This window comes from Tessaracoccus pujii, assembly GCF_054483895.1.
The window spans coordinates 2,041,306-2,059,342 of record NZ_CM137012.1 but is presented as its reverse complement, the minus strand read 5'-3'; the positions used below and the strand labels follow the sequence as shown (position 1 = coordinate 2,059,342).

Below are 18,037 nucleotides of genomic sequence, written 5' to 3'. Positions count from 1 at the left end.
TACCTGTCAGGGTGTAGTATAGGCCCTTGACAAGGTAGTTCACCCTCGATCGCATCGAGTTTGCATACGCCTGCGTAGGCATGGCGCAGCTATTTGGGGGCACATTCGGGGCACGAAACCGCCCCAGAAATGATACGAGATGCCGCCGCAACTGTGGGGCGGCGGTTGGGAAAGGGGGGCCGGTGGCAGAGAGCCAGCGCTCTTGGGGCAAGGTTCGCAGGCTGCCCTCAGGCCGGTACCAGGCCTCATACCTCCACGGAGGATTCCACGGCGTCCAGCTCGGAACTCGCTACACCGCGCCACAAACGTTCGACGCGAAGGGCGACGCCTGGGCTTGGCTTGACCGGGAACACCGACTGGTCCAACGAGGCGAGTGGAGCCCGCCTCTTGCCCGGCTGCACCAGGCTGCGGAGGAACGACGCCGGGAGGAGGTGGCACGTGAAGCCGCCGCCGCGGTGCCCACCATCGCCGCATACGGTAAGGACTATCTGGAGCGCGGTGAACTCGCTGGTTCTACCCGGGACCGGTACCGCCAGCTGCTGAAGTTCTACATATGCGCCGAGCCAGCCACGATCACCCGGCGGGGCATGATCAAGGGCAAGCCACTTGCGCAGCGAGGTTTGGGTGACATCAAGGTTACCGAGATGACCCGTGCGGATGTTCGCCTGTGGTGGCAGGGCCTACCGGTCAAGCAGCGTGAATCCTCGTGTCGGCAGGCTTACGACCTGCTGCGCGCGATCATGAACGCCGTTGTTGAAGCTGAATTGATCGAGGTGAACCCGGTGCGGGTGAAGGCAGCCACACACGCACAAGCCTCACGGGAGCGTGACCTCGACCCGCTGCCCATCGAGGTGCTCTACTCAGTGGCGAACCACATGCCGGAACATTGGCGCTTGGGTGTTCTGCTTGGTGGCGTTCTGGGGCTGCGCTCTGGCGAGATCCGAGCGTTGCGGCGCGGTGACTTCAGCCTCTCCGGAGACCTTCCAACGGTGAAGGTTCACCAATCAGTGAAGGAGTCAGAGGGTACGGTGCAACTCGGTCCGCTGAAGACAGCCCGGAAGGGGATAGCCACACGCACTCTTCCCATACCGGCGGCGCTCCTCGAGGACGTGCAGGCCCACCTGCGTCGGCACACCCAGCTTGGCAGGACGGGGCTCCTGTTCTGGAGAGGCAAAGACGGCCTCCCCGTGAAGTCCGTGGATTGGCTCCGGGCCTTCAAGAAGGCCTGTCACGCGGTTGCAGATGGGATGGAGGCCAGTGCTGCCCATAATCTGACCCAGACCGGCGAGGCGGAATCCGACGAGTCGCAGCGGATCCGTGAGCTGCTCACCGGTCATGGCGGCTACGTCTTCCATGGCACAAGAGTCACCGGCCTCACGTGGGCCTACAGGTTGTCAGGAGGAAACCTCCGAGCGGTCCAGGCAATCGCTGGCCACACCTCCCCCAAGATGGCTCTGCGATACCAGCGGGCCGAGATGGACTATTTGGCAGCCGTAGCGGCAAATGTATCGACCATGATCGAGGGGAGCTCGGTCCAGTAGCCGGGCTCAAACCGCTCGGTCCTCGAATCGCGGCCCTGCAGAGATAGACCGACCCCCGTTTGTTCTCGCGAGCGATGGACAGGCTGATCAACACGGTCGGTCGCGCTCGCTTTGATCTCAGTCGACGACAATCTCCCTGTCGGCGACGTTCAAGACTGAGCACTTTCGACGGGCGGTGAAATCGTCCAGTCTCTCAGCGTCGTCCACACTCCCCTTCGGGCCGAAGGGCCTAACGCACTGGATTGAAGATCAGCGGGTACCGGCGTGATCCCGTCGCGGCTCGATACGGCTACTGCCATCCGATCTTTGGCTGTCGACACCCCTACCACGCTGGCCGGTCGAGCGCTGAGTTCGATGATGCGGTGGGAGAGGAACCTTGCTTCGGCCTGGTCGTGGGTGACGAGGAGGATGGTCCAGCCGTGGCGCGTGGCTGCGTCTCTGAGCCAGGTGTTGAGGTCGGAGCGGGTGAGGGCGTCGAGGGCGCTGAAGGGCTCGTCGAGCAGCAGGATCGGGCGGTGTTGGGCGACGGTGCGCAGGAGGGCGGTGCGTTGTCGCATGCCCCCGGACAGTTGGCTGGGGAAGTGGTCGCCGAAGCCGTCGAGGCCGAACTCGAGGAGCATGGCGCGGACCAGGGCCCTGCTCGCTGCCCGATTCCGCCGGGCTACGTCGAGGCCTAGCGCGGCGTTGTCGACGACGGTGCGCCATTCGAAGAGGTTGTCGTCCTGGGCGTAGTAGGCGAAGGGGTGCTCCGGGGTGCCCGGGCGCAGGGTCACTTGCCCTGTGGTGGGTTGCTCGAGTCCGAGGAGGACGCGAAGCAGGGTGCTCTTTCCGCAGCCGCTGGGGCCGATGAGGGAGACCACTTCGGCCTCGTGCAGGTCGAAGCTGAGGGCGTCGAGCGTGGCGGTGCCGTCGGGGTAGTGGTGGCTGAGGTTCTGCACCTGGAGGATGGGGGCGTTCACCGGCGCCGTCCTGCGGTGTCCTGCCGGACTCGTAGTGCCCATGGGGCGACGAGTCGTTCGGCGAGCACGGCCAGTGCGAAGAGGGTGATGCTAACCGCGGCGGTGGTCGCGACGGCGGCCAGCACGAGGTCGGTTCGGAAGGCGTTCTTCTGGACTGCCATGTAGACGCCGAGGCCGGCGGTGGAGCCGGCGTACTCGGCGAAGATGGCGCCGACGACGGCGTAGGTGACGGCGATCCGCAGCGAGGTGAAGAACGCCGGTATTGCCTGAGGCAGCCGCAGGAATCGAAACTGCTGCCAGCGGGTGGCTCCCATGCTCGCGAGGAGTTCCGCCTTCCCGGAGGGCGTGGCGCGGAAGGCCTCGATCAGCCCCAGCAGCATGGGGAAGAACGTGACGAGCACCACGAGCAGTACCTTCGGCAGCAGACCGAACCCGAACCACAGGATCATCAGGGGCGCGATCGCGATGATCGGGATGGTTTGGGACGCGACGAGGAGCGGGGTGATCGCCCGGCGCAGGGTGTCGTTGAAGTCGACGGTGATGGCCACCGCCCAGCTGAAGGCGAGCGAGCAGGTGAACCCCGCCAGGGTCACGATGAGGGTGGCCAAGGTGTGCTCGGCCAGCTCGGGGGCGTGGAGGAGCGCCTGCTCGACGATGCGGCTCGGTGGCGGCAGGATCGATGGCCGGGGCTGGAACACCGCCACCGCGAGCTCCCACAGCGTCAGCAGGACGGCCACGCTCACCCCCACCGGCCATCCCACCCGGAGGGGTTCGCAGTCGCGAAGGCGCCCGCCTCGTCCGGCCCGGTCAGCCGATGAGGTCATCGGTGAAGTAGTCGGCCCAGTCCGGTTCGGTGGTCAGCGGCCGGCCGTCGGGGCCGTCGAGGAGGCCGTTGTCGACGAGGAGGCGACCGTATTGCTGCCACGTGTCTTCGGTCTGGGTGCCCACGCGTCCTGCGTCGTCGGTGAGGTATTCGTCGGAGAGCATGCGCTGGCTTTCGATGACGAGATCGGTGTCGGTGAAGAAGCCGGGGTTGGCGTCGATGAGGATCTGGGCGGCCTCGTCGGGGCTGTCGGCGGCGAACTCGTAGCCGCGGACCAGGGCGGTCACGAACGCGCGTGCCTCGTCCGGGTGCTCCGAGATCCATTCTGGGCTCCCGGACACGATCACGTTGTAGGTGTCGGGGAAGCCGTAGTCGGTGTAATGGAAGTAGCGCAGCGGGTAGCCCCGGTGCTCCGCCTCGATGCCCTCCCAGGCGAGGAAGGGGACCGTGAAGTCCGCGCGGTCTGCGTAGAGGGCCTCGTAGGCGGACGTGCCCAGGGTGACCGTCTCGAAGGCCCCTGCGCCGCCGTCGGCCTGGATGACCCGTTGCATCATGAGTTCCTCGGCAGGTTCACCGAATCCGGCGTAGGTGCGTCCGTCGAGGTCGGCCGGGCGGGCGATGCCGCCGTCGGCCTTCACGGCGATGGCGGTGGCCCACTTCTGCAGCACGGCCATGACGGAGACGACCTCGGCGCCCGCGGCCTTCGCGACCGTGAAGTTGCTCTGGAAGCTGATGCCGAACTCGGCTTGGCCGGCGTCGATCAGCTGGTCGGGCAGGGACTGGTTGAACGGCAGGAGTTCCACCTCGATCCCGGTCTCGTCGAAGTAGCCGCGTTCAAGTGCCACGTACATGCCGGTGTGGTTGGTGTTGGGGGTCCAGTCGAGGGCGAAGCGCACCGCGGTGGTGTCGGCGGAGATCGCGGCACCGGCGTCGGGTCCACACCCGGCGGAACCCAGAGTGACTACGGTGATGGTGGCGAGGGCGGTCACGAATCGACGCCAAGGAGGGGGGAGCGTACGGGTGGTCACAGGACAGTTCCTCCGTCAGAATTACCTGAATCAGGTTCGCGGGTGTGTTCTCAGCCCCTCATCTGCGGGGGCACCCCGTGTCGCGGGCGAGTCTACGGGCGCCCTGTGGCTGGCCGGGGGCGGGTTCGGCGAGCCTTCGCCGTTCGGCGCTTTCCGCGAGGCTGGAAGTGCCCCCACAATCGCAACGTGAGGATCTCCCGCGGCGGTCAGGCGAAGGCTGCCGTGAAGGCATCCAGGGCAGCGTCCGAATCGCCTTTGGCGAAGGCCTCCATCGCGACCACGCCGGTGTAGCCAATGTCTCTCAGCACGCGGGCGACCGCGGCGTAGTTGAGTTCGCCTGTGCCGGGTTCGCAGCGCCCTGGGACGTCCGCGACCTGGATCTCGCCGATCCACGGCTGGCTCGCCTTGACCAGTTCAATCAGGTTCCCCTCACCGATCTGGGCGTGGTAGAGGTCCAGGTTCATTCTGAGATTCGGGGAGTTGACGGCGGACACCAGGGTTCTTGTGTCACTGGCCAGCGCGAACGGTGTACCGGGGTGGTCCACCGGAAGGTTCAGGTTCTCCAAGGTGAACACCTTGTCGTGCTTCGCACCCAGATCGGCCAGGAGGCGCAGGGTGTCGGCTGCGCGAAGCCACATGGCGGGAGTGACGACGTCGACAGGCCTGACCGGGAGACCTCCCTCGCCCAGGCCGGTGCCATGCACGTTAAGGCTCGGGCAGTTGAGCATTTTGGCTACCTCGATCGACCTCTCGGCCGTCGAGAGGAACGTCGCGATCCCGTCGTCCTCGGTGAGGTTGCCGCTGAGATACCCGGTCATGGAGACAATCGAGGCTGGGGACGCGGCGAGAGCTTCGATGTCCTTGTCCGCCCAGCCCCAGATCTCGACGAGCAGGCCACGGTCATGGATACGCCGAACCCTGTCGATGAACGGCAAGTCCAGGTAGATCATCTCGGCGCTGGCAGCCAGCCGGTATCCGGTCGTTGACCGCGCAGTCTGGTCGCTATCCGGCGAAGTGGCCTTCAAGTTCTCCGTCATTTGGTCTGTCTTCCTCGTGTCAGCACGGGCCGCTGTGGCTCGACTCGCAGCGATAATTGGGTAGTCGGTTGGGGTTCCAGGTCCCGGAGCCCCAACCGACAGGCTCGCGTCGTGCCTGAGGGCGGATGTCCCTCCGTTGTCAAACAGCCAGCCAGCGAGGACGACGCGAGATCCGTGTGTCAGACTCCGGGTACGTCAACCCAGCGCCGCCCGGCCGCCGACTCCTCGACCGCATCGAGGACGACGCTGACGCGCCACGCGTCCTCGAAACCTGGCATGGGATCACGGTCGGACGAGAGGGCATCGATCAGCTCGTGGATCTCGATCACCTTCAGCTCGTGAACGCCCAGCGGGGCCCCGGCGAATGGCCAGAACTTCCCGTAGTCGCCGTGACCAGGGCCCATCGGGACGTCACGGAATCCGCGCTGCAGCTCGTCACCCTCTGCCAGGTAGAGCTCCAGCTTGTAGGCGTCCTGCTGCGTGAAGCGCAGGGCGCCCTTGCTTCCGGTGACCTCGACGGCTAGCTCGTAGGCGCGCCCGGTCGCGACCCGGCTCGCCTCGAATGTGCCGACAGCGCCGCTGGCGAACTGTGCCAGGAACTGGATGATGTCGTCATTCTCGACCTGGCGAAGCGGGGCGCTCTCCGCGGCCTTGGTGCCGTATCCGAAGACTCCAGCGGGTTCGGGGCGTTCGGTGATGACCGTCGTGCTGAGAGCGCTGACCGTCTTGATCGGCCCGACCAGTTCGTGGGCGAGGGCGACGATATGGGCGCCGAGGTCGCCCAGGGCACCAGAGCCTGCCCGTGCCCTTTCGAAGCGCCACGTGAACGGCACACTCGGGTCCGTGACGGCGTCAAGCGCGAACGTGGCCTTGAAGGCCCAGATGTCGCCGAGCGCTCCTGAGGAGATGAGCTCCTTGGCGTACTCAATCGCCGGGTTCCGCACGTAGTTGAACCCCACGATGGTACGGACGCCGGCTTCCTTGGCGGCCAGGTACATGGTCTCCGCGTCGGCCGCAGTGAGGGCGAGGGGCTTCTCGCAGTACACGTCCTTGCCGGCCGCGATGGCCGCCATGGCGATCTCGAAGTGCAGCCAGTTCGGGGTGACGATGTCGACCAGGTCAATGTCGGGGTCCGCGACGGCGTCACGCCAATCTGTGCCCCACTTCGCGTAGCCGAGCGTCCGAGCGCCATCCTCCGCCATCTTCTCGTTGGCATCAATGAGGATGCTCAGCTCGGGCTTCAGCGGCAACTCGCCGTACACCGCCTCGACGTTGCGGAATCCGAGGGTGTGCGACTTCGCCATGAGGCCGCTGCCGATCATTGCGATGCGAAGCGCCTTGGCGTTGCTTCCTGTTGTGTCATGCGTGGGCACGGTGAGCCTCTCCTTCAGTGTTGATGAGCTTGAGGGCGTCGTTGAGTGTGCCGGCGGCGTAGACGATCCCCTCTTCGGTGTTGAGATCCCAGTCTTCGTTTTCGATCGAGATGGTGTCGTCGTACCCGGCCCGCTGCAGCGCAGCGATGAAGCCGGCCCACCAGTTGGTGTCATGGCCGCGGCCGGCGGCGGCGAACTGCCAGGGTGCATCTGCGGGGGGTCGCGTGGTGGTGTAGCCCTCGCCGAGTGGGTAGGGGTTCTCGGATTCTGGGATCCGGCTGAATCGGTCGTCCAGGACGCCGTAGCGCGCGATCGACTCGGCGTTCAGGATGGTGTCCTTGGCCGCGGCCTGCCAGATCCGTCCGGACAGCTGCTCGACGGCGCGGATCGGATCGATTCCCTGCCAGAACATGTGACTGGGGTCGAGGTTGACGCCGAGAGCGTCCGAGCCGACCTCCTCAATCAGCCGGGCAAGCGTCGGCGGGTTGTAGGCGACGCAGTGGGGGTGCATTTCGATGCAGAGCTTCACCCCGTGGGCTTCCGCCTCGGCAGCGAGTTCGCGCCACGCGGGGGTGGCGACGCTCCACTGGTAGTCGCGGACGTCGATCAGACCGCTCTCCCAGGGTGCCACTGTCCAGGTGGGACGGGTCGCCTCGGGTCCGCTTCCGGGTCCGCCAGGCATCGCGACCACCCGGTCCACCCCGAGCAGTGAGGCGAGCCGGATGGACTCTCGCAGGTCCTGGGTGTGCACTGGGCCCACCCGGGGATCGGGGTGCAGCGGGTTCCCGTTGCAGTTCAAGGCGGTGAGGCGCACACCCCGGGCCTCGAATTGAGCCGCCCACTCCTGGCGCTGGTCAGCGCTGTCGATGAGCTGACGCGTGGGGCAGTGCGGCGTGGGAACGAACCCACCCGATGCCACCTCTGCGTCGGTGATGCCCCAGGCGACCATCTGATCGAGTGCCGCCGGAAGCGCGAGGTCGTGGAGTGCGACCAGATAGAGACCGACCTTCATCTTTGAAGCTCCTTCTGAGGTTGCGTGAGCCGTTCTAAGTCTCGCCTAATGGACACTCCGGCCACAGGTTGATAGTAACCCTCCATGCTGTCGAGCACAAGTCGCCTCGTTCAGCCGCGACGGCTCGTGAGGATTTTGAAGGTCAGGTCCACGGCGGGCGTGGACTCTCTGTCAATGGACCGATAGGCCACTAGGTGGGCTCCGTGTAGGCGGCGCCCTGGGTGGCAGACGGAAGGGCGCCGCTTGTTGCGCGCAGATGGATAACGGCAAGGCAGGGGAGGGCCAGGCACTCCAGTCATGCGCGGGTCTGTCGGGGGGCCCGCTCTGAGGAGCGCGCCTTCCCTTTGGCGCCCCGCGCCCGCCTACTCCAGGTCGTCGCCGCACATTGCAGGAGGCGTCGAGTGCGACAGCATTGCGATCCACGGGCGGGTGGCGGTCACCTCTTTGGCTGCCGCGTTGCGTTGCCTTCTCTCACTGCTGGCCTCTCAGAGTCAGGGCGCTGGCGTCTCCTGGCTGAGGGGTGCGGGTGAGCCGGACTTTGGCGACTTGCGGGCCATCACCGTTGCGACGGTCTTCGCCAGCACAGGGTCGGCCGAGATCGAGGCGGCGGTGCGCTCCCCAACGGTGGGGGCCGGCAAGGCAGCAACTGCCGCCGTGATCTCAGCAATCGCGACTCGATCAGAAGTGGTCTCGGTGTCGATCACCAGGTCGAAGTTGGACTCGTCGGCCCAGTCCGCGGTGTAGAAGAGCCGGATGAACCGGGAGCGGATCTCGTCATCGGCCTTGATCAACGCGGCCGCCTCGGTGACGTTGATGCCGTTGCGCTTGGCGACCCGCTCGGCTCGCAGCGCCTCCGGGGCCTTCACGAACACGTTCACCACGTCCGCCATGCCCTGGAGCACCCTGAAGCCGCCCCGGCCAAGGATCACCACGTTGCCGCGGGCCGCGACAGCGGCGATGGTCTCATTCATCATCTGGATGGTGGTGGCGCTGTCGTCGTTGAACAACTCCCAGATCTTGGGTTTGTGATCGTAGATCGCGTCGAGCCGGGTGAGACCGTACTGGCGGATGACCTTGTTGATCGTCGACTTGTCCACGAAGTCGTAGCCGAGCTGGAGAGCAAGCTCCTGCGCGATGCGGCCACCCTGGCTACCGAGCTGACGGGACACGGTGACGACGGCCATGACTACCTCCTCCTACGGGACGGACAGTCTGTCCGCTTGGGTCATAACGTTAGCCCCTTTCTGCGGGGCGCGTGGTCCATACAGGGGGTGTCGATAGCGAAATCGGGGATCACGAGGTGATCCGAACCGAGGCCAAGAGGGCGAAACGATGACATCCTGTATGAACTTCTCTGAATCACCACGGATCTCGAACAACCGTGAGACATCGAGGCTAGCCTTGGGTTGTATGCGGTTTGGTCATGGGCGACGGGAGCATCATGAGGTCCAAGAGCGTCGCGGTGATCGCCGGGGATGGGATCGGCAAGGAAGTGGTGCCGGCCGCCATTGACTGCATCGGTGAGCTCCTACCCGCCTATGACCTGCAGCTCGAGTGGGTGAACTACGAATGGGGCTCCGACTACTACCTTCAACACGGTCGCATGCTTCCCGCTGACGGCCTGGAGACGCTTGCGGGGCACGACGCCATCTTCCTCGGCGCCGTGGGCATTCCAGAGATCCCCGACACCGAAACACTCTGGGGCCTGCTCATCCCCATCAGGCGGACCTTCGAACAGTACGTGAACCTCCGGCCGGTGCGTGCGCTGCCAGGCGTGCCCTCTCCGGTTCGGGGCGGCGACGACATCAACCTGGTCATCGTGCGGGAGAACAACGAGGGCGAATACTCCGAGATGGGAGGCAGGGCGTTCGTCGGCCTGCCCGACGAGATGGCCATCCAGGAGAACGTGTTCACCAGACGGGGCATCACGCGGATCGCGAAGTACGCCTACGAGCTGGCGGCACGCAGGCGAGGGCTTCTCACCTCGGCGACGAAGTCCAACGGGATCATCCACACGATGCCCTTCTGGGACGAGGTCGTATCTGAGGTTGGCCGCGACTACCCCGGTGTGGAGAGCCGCAGCATGCTGATCGACGCGCTCGCAGCCCGCCTGGTCCTTCGCCCGGCGGAGTTCGATGTCATCGTCGCCTCGAACCTCTTCGGCGACATCCTGTCGGATCTTGCCGGTGCGATCGCCGGGTCGATCGGCGTCGCGCCGAGCGCCAACCTCAATCCAGAGGGAAGGCACCCCTCGCTGTTCGAGCCCGTGCATGGGTCAGCCCCTGACATCGCCGGTCGCGGCATCGCGAACCCGATCGGGCAGATCTGGTCGGGAGCCATGATGCTCGAGCATCTCGGCGAGCCCGGCGCATCTCACCACCTGATCCAGGCCTTCGAAGCGGCGCTGAGGGCCGGCGTTCGAACCGCCGACCTGGGTGGCACTGCGACGACGGCCGAGATGACCGCCGCGATCATCGAGCAGATCAATCTGCTTGCCCCCGGCGACCCGGGCCGCCGCAAGGTCGTGCCGTGAGGCCCTCCTGCCCGGACCAGCAACTGAGACCCAACAGACGAATCACTAGGTAGAGGACCGTTCATGGAGAAAGTACGTGTGGGTGTAGCCGGCTACGGCACCATCGGGCAGCGTCTTGCTGACGGTGTTGTCCTGCAGGAGGACATGGAACTGGTCGGGGTTGCGGACGTGGCACCGACGCTGCCGGTTCAGGCTCTGGTTGAGCGCGGCATGCCGTACAGGTTCTTCAATGCCCAGCCTGAGAATCGCTCGCTCCTCGAAGATGCAGGCGTGCCGATCGCAGGGTCACTTGAGGACCTCGTAGAGAGCGTCGACATCATGCTGGACGCAACGAATGCCGGCGTGGGCGCGCGGAACAAGGAGCTCTATCTGAAGCATGGGAAGAAGGCGATCTTCCAGGGCGGCGAGCAGAACTCGGTTGCGGACGTCTTCTTCCACGGCTATGCCAACTACGAGCAGGGCGTGGGTGCCCAGTTCCTCAAGCTCACCAGCTGCAACACCACCGGTCTGATCCGGGTGGTCGACTGCATCGACCGGGCCGTCGGCGCCGAGCGTGTCGCGATCACCATCATCCGGCGGGTGGCTGATCCCGGCGACTACAACCGTGGCCTGACCAACGCGCTGCAGGTCGAAGCGGCGCCGAGCCACCAGGCCCTCGATCTGATGACGATCATGCCGCACGTAACTACGACGGGGATCCTGGTGCACACCCCTGTGACCCACGGCCACATCATCACGGTGCTGGTGACACCGAAGAAGTCGATCGACAAGGCCAGCCTGCTGGAGCTCTTCAACGAGCATGGCCGCATCAGGGTGGTCAGCCTCGCCAAGGGCTTCCTCGGCAACGCCTCGCTGTTCAAGTACGCCCGCGACCTCGGCAACCCGCGCGGAGACATGTACGAAGTGGCCGCGTGGGACGAGTCGGTGGTGATGTCCGGCAACGACATCATGTTCGCCATCAACATCCCGCAGGAGGCCGTCGTGATCCCGGAGAACATCGACGCGATCCGTGCCTCCATGCGGATGCAGGAGGATCGGCTCGAGGGCCTCGCCCTGACCAACAGATACCTCGGTATGGCCAAGGCCTGACGGGCCATGAAGTACCAGATCCTGACCCTCGACGACTTCGAGGTTGCAGGTCGGACGGTCCTGTGTCGCATCGATATCAACCAGCCCGTCGACAAGGCGGCTGGGCGCCTCAAGGACACCACCCGCATCCGGGCCTGCCTGCCCACGGTCAGCGAGTTGGCTGACCGTGGTGCGAAGCTGGTGCTGCTCGCCCACCAGGGCAGCGACGTCGAATACCAGAACTACTACACGACAAGGTTGCATGCCTCCTATCTGGAGGAGTACCTCGGCCGCGACGTGATGTTCATCGACGACGTCGTCGGTCCTGCCGCGAGGGAGGCGATCGCTCGGCTCAAGCCTGGCCAGATCCTGCTTCTCGACAACGTCCGGTTCGTCGCGGAGGAGCAGACCCTGTTCGAGACGAGGCTGAACCTGACGATGGAGCAGATGGCCTCGACGTTGTGCGTCGAGAAGCTCGCGCCCCTGGCCGACCTCTACGTGTGCGACGCGTTCGCGGCGGCTCACCGGGCACAGCCGACGCTCTGCGGGTTCGAGATGGTTCTGCCCTCGTGCATGGGCCGGCTCTTCGAGCGTGAGTATGGCGTGGTATCCGGGATCATGGAGGCGCCCGATCGACCCTGCGTCTTCATTCTGGGCGGCGCCAAGGTGCAGGACGCGTTCTCCATGATGGAGAGGGTGCTCTCCACGGGGAGCGCCGACACGGTTCTGTGTGGTGGGCTCGTGGGCAACATCATGCTCGCCGCCCAGGGCCACGAGATCGGCGCCGCGTCCATGGACTTCCTCCGCGACAAGGGGCTGGCGCAGTACATCGACGAGGGACGGCGCGTCCTCATGTCCTACTCCGGCCGGATAGTGCTGCCGGTTGACCTCGCCTGCGTCGTCGAGGGCGAACGTCGAGAGGTGGGAGTGGACAGCCTCCAGGATGCCGAGTCTTACGTCGACATCGGCGAGTTGACCGTGGCCCGGTTCGCCGAGTTCATCCAGGCCGCGGCCACGGTCTTCGTCAACGGCCCGATGGGCGTCTTCGAAGCCGCCCCGTCCGCGTACGGCACCCGGGAGGTATGGCGCCACGTAGCAGGCTCGCAGGCATTCTCAGTGGTGGGTGGCGGCGACAGTATTTCCGCGGCCCACGCGTTCGCGGTCATCGATGATCTGGATTACGTCTGTACCGGCGGGGGCGCGCTGCTGCGCTTCCTCTCCGGTGAACAACTGCCGGTTGTCCAGGCACTTCGCCACGCGGAAGCGGCTATCGGAGTTCCAGAAGCGCTGGCCCGAAGAACGTAACCTTCAACCACCAGGCTGCGCGAGTGCGGTCGCCCCGTCGAACTCGGGCTCCCCACGCGCAGCCTGGCACGGTTGCGTAGGGTTCGGTCTGGGAAACGGAGTCCAACGGCCAGTCCGAACCGGCGCCATGGTCACTCGAACTTGAACACGTTTTCCGTGGTCACCCAGACCGGGGTGGTGAGCGTGGTGGGCTCAACGGCTTCACCCTTGATTGCCTCGAGCATGATCTGACTCGAGAGCTGGCCCATGCCTACGGTGTCTTGGGACACCGAGCCGGCGAGCCGCGCATCCTTGATCGCCTGCAGGCCTTCAGGTGTCGCGTCGATCCCGCTCACAGGGATATCCAGTTGCGCGTCTTGGACAGCTTTGGCGGCGCCGATAGCCATGGCGTCATTCTGCGCCACGACGTAGTCGATCTGCTTGCCCGTCTGAAGCCAATTCTCCGTGAGCTTCAGAGCCTCGTCGGTTACCCAGTTCGCGGTGCTGTCGAAGATGATCTCAACACCAGGGTTGGCGGCCAGGACAGTGTCGTAGCCCTTCTTGCGGATGAGTTGCGCGTCGGAGCCCATCGGACCCCACAGGACGGCGATGCTTCCTTGGCCGCCGATCGCGTCGACCGCCATTTGCATCTGCATCTCGCCCGCGGCTTCGTCGTCGCCTCCTACGTAGGCCTTCGCAAGGTCCTGCTCGGTCATCTTCTGGACCACCGTCATGATCGGGATCTCGGCTGCATTCGCGGCTTCGACGGCGGGCCGGATGCCGTCAACGGACCCCGGCTCCACCATGATGCCGTCGAACTGCTGGGTGATCGCCGTCTCGACGGCCGCGTTCTGGGTGGCCTGTTCCTTCTTGCCGTCGAAGACTGTGAGTTCGGCCCCCAACTTCTCGGCTTCGGCCTTGGCGGATGCCGAGAACGTCGTGGTGAACGAGTTGGTCAGATGGCTCATGACCAGAGCGATCTTGACCCTCTGGGTGCCGGCGCCGGTGCTTGCGTCAGAGCCCGATGTTCCGGGTGTACTGGAACAGCCGGCCAGGAGGGCAACCGTCAGTAGTGGGCTGACGAGTGCCACCAGGGTGCGTTGCTTCATTGTCGATTCCCTTCGAATCGTGCGGATTGTTTCGGTTCTACGTTTCGAGCCGTAGGCTCCGCTTGCCCCGGATGTCCCAGAACACAGCGAGAATGATGATCAGGCCCTTGACGACCTGCTGATAGTTGGAGTCGACACCGAGAAGGTCGAGCCCGTTTCCCATGACGGCGATCAGGAGTGCCCCGACGACAACGCCGTACCACCTGCCCAGTCCGCCGGCCATGGAGACCCCGCCGATGACAACGGCGGCGATGGCATCCAACTCGTAGGAGACGCCAGCGTTGGGTGCGCCCGTGATCGTGCGTGACGCGTTGAGCAGCCCGCAGATGCCCGCCAGGAGCCCGGAGATCGTGTAGACACCGATCTTCACCCACCGCACGGAGATGCCGGAGACCTCGGCTGCTACCTCGTTGCCGCCCACTGAGTACACGTGGCGTCCGAAGACGGTGCGGTTGAGCACAACGGCGCACACTGCGATCACGACGGCGTAGTAGATCGCCAGCAGTGGTATTGATCCGACGAGGCCGGAGAGGGCCTCGAACTCGGGGGAGACGTTGGAGACGGGCACGCCGCCGGACACGATCAGCGCCAAGCCCCGCACCACCGTCATCGTCCCGAGTGTGACGATGAACGGTGGGATATGCCCCACTGCCACGGCGACACCGTTGAACGCACCCACGGCCGCCCCAACCAGTGCAGCCAGCATGATCGACACGATCAGCGGATATTCCCCGGGGTGAGCGAAGGCGGCAGCGACCACACCGGCGAGGGCAACGATCGAACCCACGGAGAGGTCGATCCCCCCAGAGACGATGACGAACATGATGCCCATCGCGAGAATCCCGTTGATCGCCGCCTGTTTGAGTACCGTCACCAGGTTCTTCGGTGAGGCGAATACCATGTCCGGCGAAAGGAACGTCAACACGACGACGAGAACAACGAGGACGAGGACGATCCCATAGTTGCGGAGAAGAGAGCTCAACTGTGCGTTGATTCCGCTGCGAGGCATTGTGGGCATGGTTATCCTTCGAAGGTCGCTGCGAGGTGCATGATCTGCTCCTGGGAGAACTCGGATCGGTGGAGTTCGCCAGTGACTCGACCCTGAGCCATGACGACTATCCGGTCGGCCAAGCCCATTACTTCCGGCATTTCGGAGGAGATGAGGATCACGGCTTTCCCTTGGGAGACGAGTTCGCCGAGGAGCAGGTAGATCTCCCGCTTCGCGCCGACGTCGATGCCACGGGTGGGTTCGTCCAGAATGATGATGTCCGGTTCGCTCAGCAGCCACTTGGCCAGGACGACCTTCTGCTGGTTGCCCCCGGACAGCAGTCGAACAGCCTGTCCCAGGCCCGCGGTCTTGATCCGTAGGCGGTCGACGAAGCGCGTCGCCGCAGTTCGCTGCAGACGCGTCCGCAGGAATCCACCCCGCGCGAACCGGCGGAGGGTGGCTGCGGTGATGTTGTCCTGGACGGAGCCGACCAGGTTCAGCCCGGTCGACTTCCGATCCTCCGTAAGGAACGCGAGGCGATGGCGTATGGCGTCACGCGGAGAGCGGATCCTCACCTCCTTGCCTCGGATGAAGATGCGACCCGACTCCTTGCGGCGTAGGCCGAAAATGCACTCCATGAGTTCGCTGCGGCCCGCTCCCACCAGCCCGGCTATGCCGAGGATCTCCCCGGCGCGCACACTCATCTCCGCGTCCTTGACGCGTACCCCGGACGTGAAGCCTTGGGCCCGGAGTACCTCGGGCCCGAACTGAGTGTCGACCTTGGGGAACGCGTCATTGAGATCGCGGCCGACCATGTGACGTATGAGCGATGCTCGGTTGAAGCTGGAAGCGGGCCCGGTCGCCACCATCTGCCCGTCGCGCATCACGGTGATGGCGTCGCTGATCTGGAAGATCTCCTCCATCTTGTGAGAGATGTAGATCACTCCAACGCCTCGATCGCGCAGCTTCCTGATCTCCCTGAAAAGGACCTCCACCTCTGACTCGGTGATCGCAGAAGTCGGTTCGTCCATCACGATGACTTTCGCCCCTACAGAGATTGCCTTCGCAATCTCCACGAGCTGCCGCTTGGCGACGGACAGCGCTCGAAGCAAGGTGTTCGGGTCCGTGGCAAGCCCCAGCTGGGCCAGCAGCGCGCGCGATTCTTCCCTCATCCGGCGCTTGTCCACCAGTCCGGCCCGGGTCCTCAGCTCGCGGCCGAGAAAGAGGTTCTCGAACACCGGTTGGTCGAGCACCGGATTGAGTTCCTGGTGGATCATCGACACACCGTGGTGCAGGGCCTCGCCGGCGGACCGGAACTGCACCGGTTCGCCTTCGAGCTCGATGACGCCGTCGTCGGCCTGGTAGATCCCCATCAGGATGCGCATCAAGGTGGACTTGCCGGCGCCGTTCTCGCCCATGAGGGCGTGCACCTGGCCCGCCGTCAATGTGAGGTCGACTCCGCGCAGAACCTTGACCGCTCCAAAGGACTTGGTAATGCCGGACATCCGCACGAGGGGGTGATGAGGATCCATCGCGGTGCACCTCCTCGCTCGGCGGACGACCGCGCCATTGTTGGTTCTGGCTGCAAAACGAGCCGTGACGACTTGATTGACAGGGCGAGCCGCTCGACACTGAGCTTTCACGGTCACCTGTGACTCAATGTCTATCACGCACCGGACAGAGCGTCAATCTGGCAGGAATTAGGCCGAATCGGGATCGGCGCGGCGGAGAAGAGCCTGGCCGCACCGCTGGACACCACCCCGTGCGGATGGAGCTGGCTCTGTTCAACGACGGGACAGACGGCGGCGCTGTTGTCGCCGCCGCCTTGGTCGCTGTCTGGGAATTCAGAGAGGCGAACGCTCCCTCTCGATGTCGCTGATGAGCGCCAGCCGGTCTGCGTGCCGGCCGCCCTCTTCGAAGTCGGCCTCGAGCCAGGTATCGATGATCATCATCGCCAGGCCCGTCCCGACCACCCGTGCGCCGAGCGCGAGGACGTTTGAGTTGTTGTGTTGTCGCGACAGACGCGCGGAGTAGGGTTCGCTGCAGCAGACGCAGCGAATGCCCAGGACCTTGTTCGCGGCGATCGATATACCCACCCCGGAACCGCAGATCACGATGCCTCTCGGCGCCAGCCCTGAGGCGACGGCCTCGGCTACGGCGCGTCCGTATGTCGGGTAGTCGGCGCGGTCGGCACCGTGATGGCCGAGATCGTCCACCTCGTGGCCCATCGCGCGCAGGTGTTCCACGACCTCCAACTTCAGGCTGTAGCCGGCGTGGTCGTTGCCGATGGCAATCCGCATTGTTCGCCCCTTCCGGGCTCGTGTTCCGTGCCTACATCTGGTGAGTCGCCCTCAGCGGGCGTCCATCCGAGGCATCATCTAGTGTTCGCCCGTTCATTGCTGGGCGAGGGTTCCGTCCAGGGCTCAGGAGGCGGGGTAGTGGTGGAAGCCCCGCCCGGTCTTGCGGCCTAGCCAGCCAGCGCGGACGTACTTGCGCAGTAGCGGGTGCGGCCGGTACTTGGGGTCGCCGGTCTCGCTCTGGAGTACCTCCATGATCGCCAACACAACGTCCAGACCCACCAGGTCGCCCAGCGCCAGCGGGCCCATGGGGTGGTTGGCTCCCAGCTGCATCGCGGCGTCGATGTCCTCGATCGTGGCCGTGCCGTTGGCAACCACCTCGATCGCTTCGTTGATCATCGGGATGAGGATCCGGTTGACCACGAACCCGGCGCCCTCCTGCACGGTGACCGGGGTCTTGCCGATGGCCACAGCGATGTCCCTCACGGCCTCAACGGTGGCTGGCGGTGTGCCGGCCCCGGCGATCACCTCGACGAGCTTCATCACGGGTGCGGGATTGAAGAAGTGCATGCCGACCACTGCGTGGTTCAGTCCCCGACCGATCTCTGTGACCGACAGCGAGGAGGTGTTCGTGGCGAGGATGGCCTCAGGGCCACAGATGACGTCCAGGTGTTCGAACAGTTGGCGCTTGGCTGCCATCACCTCGATGATCGCCTCGACGACCAGGTCACAGTCCTTGAGGCCGTCCACGAGGCAGGTGCTGAGCCGGCCGGTGATGTCGGAGACGTCGGCCTCGGTGAGCCTGCCCTTGGCAAGTTGTCGCTTCAGGCTGGCGAGGATCCGGTCCCTGCCACGGTTGGCCAGCTCCTCCGTCGCGTCGCTGAGCAACACCTGGTAGCCACCGTGCCGGACCAGGGCTTCTGCGATTCCTGAGCCCATGGTGCCGGCTCCAACCACTCCTATAAGCATGTCTTTCCTCATTCGA

At 65.0% G+C, this 18,037-nt stretch carries 16 protein-coding genes and 1 riboswitch; of the genes, 4 read left to right on the top strand and 12 right to left on the bottom strand.

The features are described from left to right. Nucleotides 1–182: 182 nt before the first annotated feature. Nucleotides 183–1,541 carry a site-specific integrase gene (locus tag ACX1D0_RS10015; protein WP_459017733.1) on the top strand — a complete coding sequence of 453 codons (1,359 nt, stop codon included), beginning with the start codon at nt 183–185 and terminating at the stop codon, nt 1,539–1,541. 149 nt (nt 1,542–1,690) lie between these two features. On the opposite strand, the gene ACX1D0_RS10010 is transcribed toward ACX1D0_RS10015, so the two are convergent. The 7 genes from ACX1D0_RS10010 to ACX1D0_RS09980 all read right to left on the bottom strand — a co-directional run bounded on the left by ACX1D0_RS10010 (nt 1,691) and on the right by ACX1D0_RS09980 (nt 8,957). Continuing rightward, a complete protein-coding gene (locus ACX1D0_RS10010) occupies nt 1,691–2,500 on the bottom strand; it encodes an ABC transporter ATP-binding protein (protein ID WP_459017732.1) in 810 nt (269 codons plus the stop codon). Then, nucleotides 2,497–3,243 (bottom strand): ABC transporter permease, encoded by a 747-nt coding sequence (locus ACX1D0_RS10005; RefSeq protein ID WP_459017731.1) that lies wholly within the window; start codon nt 3,241–3,243, stop codon nt 2,497–2,499. The genes ACX1D0_RS10010 and ACX1D0_RS10005 overlap by 4 nt, the downstream gene beginning before the upstream one ends. Before the next feature lie 64 nt (nt 3,244–3,307). Further along, nucleotides 3,308–4,312 carry an ABC transporter substrate-binding protein gene (locus tag ACX1D0_RS10000; protein ID WP_459017730.1) on the bottom strand — a complete coding sequence of 335 codons (1,005 nt, stop codon included), beginning with the start codon at nt 4,310–4,312 and terminating at the stop codon, nt 3,308–3,310. Nucleotides 4,313–4,340: 28 nt separating this feature from the next. Further along, nucleotides 4,341–4,439: riboswitch (TPP riboswitch) on the bottom strand. 118 nt (nt 4,440–4,557) lie between these two features. Beyond that, the gene (locus ACX1D0_RS09995) at nt 4,558–5,388 is read right to left on the bottom strand and encodes a TIM barrel protein (protein WP_459017729.1); all 831 of its coding nucleotides are present in this window, start codon (nt 5,386–5,388) and stop codon (nt 4,558–4,560) included. 179 nt (nt 5,389–5,567) lie between these two features. Next, a complete protein-coding gene (locus ACX1D0_RS09990; protein WP_459017728.1) occupies nt 5,568–6,761 on the bottom strand; it encodes a Gfo/Idh/MocA family protein in 1,194 nt (397 codons plus the stop codon). Further along, nucleotides 6,748–7,773, bottom strand: a complete 1,026-nt coding sequence (locus ACX1D0_RS09985) for a sugar phosphate isomerase/epimerase family protein (protein WP_459017727.1) — start codon at nt 7,771–7,773, stop codon at nt 6,748–6,750. The genes ACX1D0_RS09990 and ACX1D0_RS09985 overlap by 14 nt, the downstream gene beginning before the upstream one ends. Nucleotides 7,774–8,264: 491 nt before the next feature. Continuing rightward, on the bottom strand, nt 8,265–8,957 hold the full coding sequence (locus ACX1D0_RS09980; RefSeq protein WP_459017726.1) for a cytidylate kinase-like family protein: 693 nt from the start codon (nt 8,955–8,957) through the stop codon (nt 8,265–8,267). Between the two features lie 257 nt (nt 8,958–9,214). Here ACX1D0_RS09980 and ACX1D0_RS09975 point away from each other — a divergent pair, with 257 nt between their 5' ends. The 3 genes from ACX1D0_RS09975 (at nt 9,215) to ACX1D0_RS09965 (ending at nt 12,679) form a co-directional block, all read left to right on the top strand. After that, on the top strand, nt 9,215–10,306 hold the full coding sequence (locus tag ACX1D0_RS09975) for a tartrate dehydrogenase (protein ID WP_459017725.1): 1,092 nt from the start codon (nt 9,215–9,217) through the stop codon (nt 10,304–10,306). A 63-nt stretch (nt 10,307–10,369) separates the two neighbouring features. Continuing rightward, nucleotides 10,370–11,395 (top strand): type II glyceraldehyde-3-phosphate dehydrogenase, encoded by a 1,026-nt coding sequence (locus ACX1D0_RS09970; protein ID WP_459017724.1) that lies wholly within the window; start codon nt 10,370–10,372, stop codon nt 11,393–11,395. A gap of 6 nt (nt 11,396–11,401) precedes the next feature. Further along, nucleotides 11,402–12,679 carry a phosphoglycerate kinase gene (locus ACX1D0_RS09965; RefSeq protein WP_459017723.1) on the top strand — a complete coding sequence of 426 codons (1,278 nt, stop codon included), beginning with the start codon at nt 11,402–11,404 and terminating at the stop codon, nt 12,677–12,679. Between the two features lie 131 nt (nt 12,680–12,810). On the opposite strand, the gene ACX1D0_RS09960 is transcribed toward ACX1D0_RS09965, so the two are convergent. The 5 genes from ACX1D0_RS09960 to ACX1D0_RS09940 all read right to left on the bottom strand — a co-directional run bounded on the left by ACX1D0_RS09960 (nt 12,811) and on the right by ACX1D0_RS09940 (nt 18,021). Next, nucleotides 12,811–13,767 (bottom strand): sugar ABC transporter substrate-binding protein, encoded by a 957-nt coding sequence (locus tag ACX1D0_RS09960; protein WP_459017722.1) that lies wholly within the window; start codon nt 13,765–13,767, stop codon nt 12,811–12,813. A 37-nt stretch (nt 13,768–13,804) separates the two neighbouring features. Continuing rightward, entirely contained in the window at nt 13,805–14,785 is a 981-nt protein-coding gene (locus ACX1D0_RS09955) for an ABC transporter permease (protein WP_459017721.1), read from the bottom strand. A gap of 2 nt (nt 14,786–14,787) precedes the next feature. Beyond that, nucleotides 14,788–16,404, bottom strand: coding sequence for a sugar ABC transporter ATP-binding protein (locus ACX1D0_RS09950; protein WP_459017720.1), 1,617 nt, complete (start codon nt 16,402–16,404; stop codon nt 14,788–14,790). A gap of 195 nt (nt 16,405–16,599) precedes the next feature. Continuing rightward, the gene (gene rpiB, locus ACX1D0_RS09945) at nt 16,600–17,055 is read right to left on the bottom strand and encodes a ribose 5-phosphate isomerase B (protein WP_459017719.1); all 456 of its coding nucleotides are present in this window, start codon (nt 17,053–17,055) and stop codon (nt 16,600–16,602) included. 123 nt (nt 17,056–17,178) lie between these two features. Then, nucleotides 17,179–18,021, bottom strand: a complete 843-nt coding sequence (locus ACX1D0_RS09940) for a 3-hydroxyacyl-CoA dehydrogenase NAD-binding domain-containing protein (protein ID WP_459017718.1) — start codon at nt 18,019–18,021, stop codon at nt 17,179–17,181. Nucleotides 18,022–18,037 lie beyond the last annotated feature (16 nt).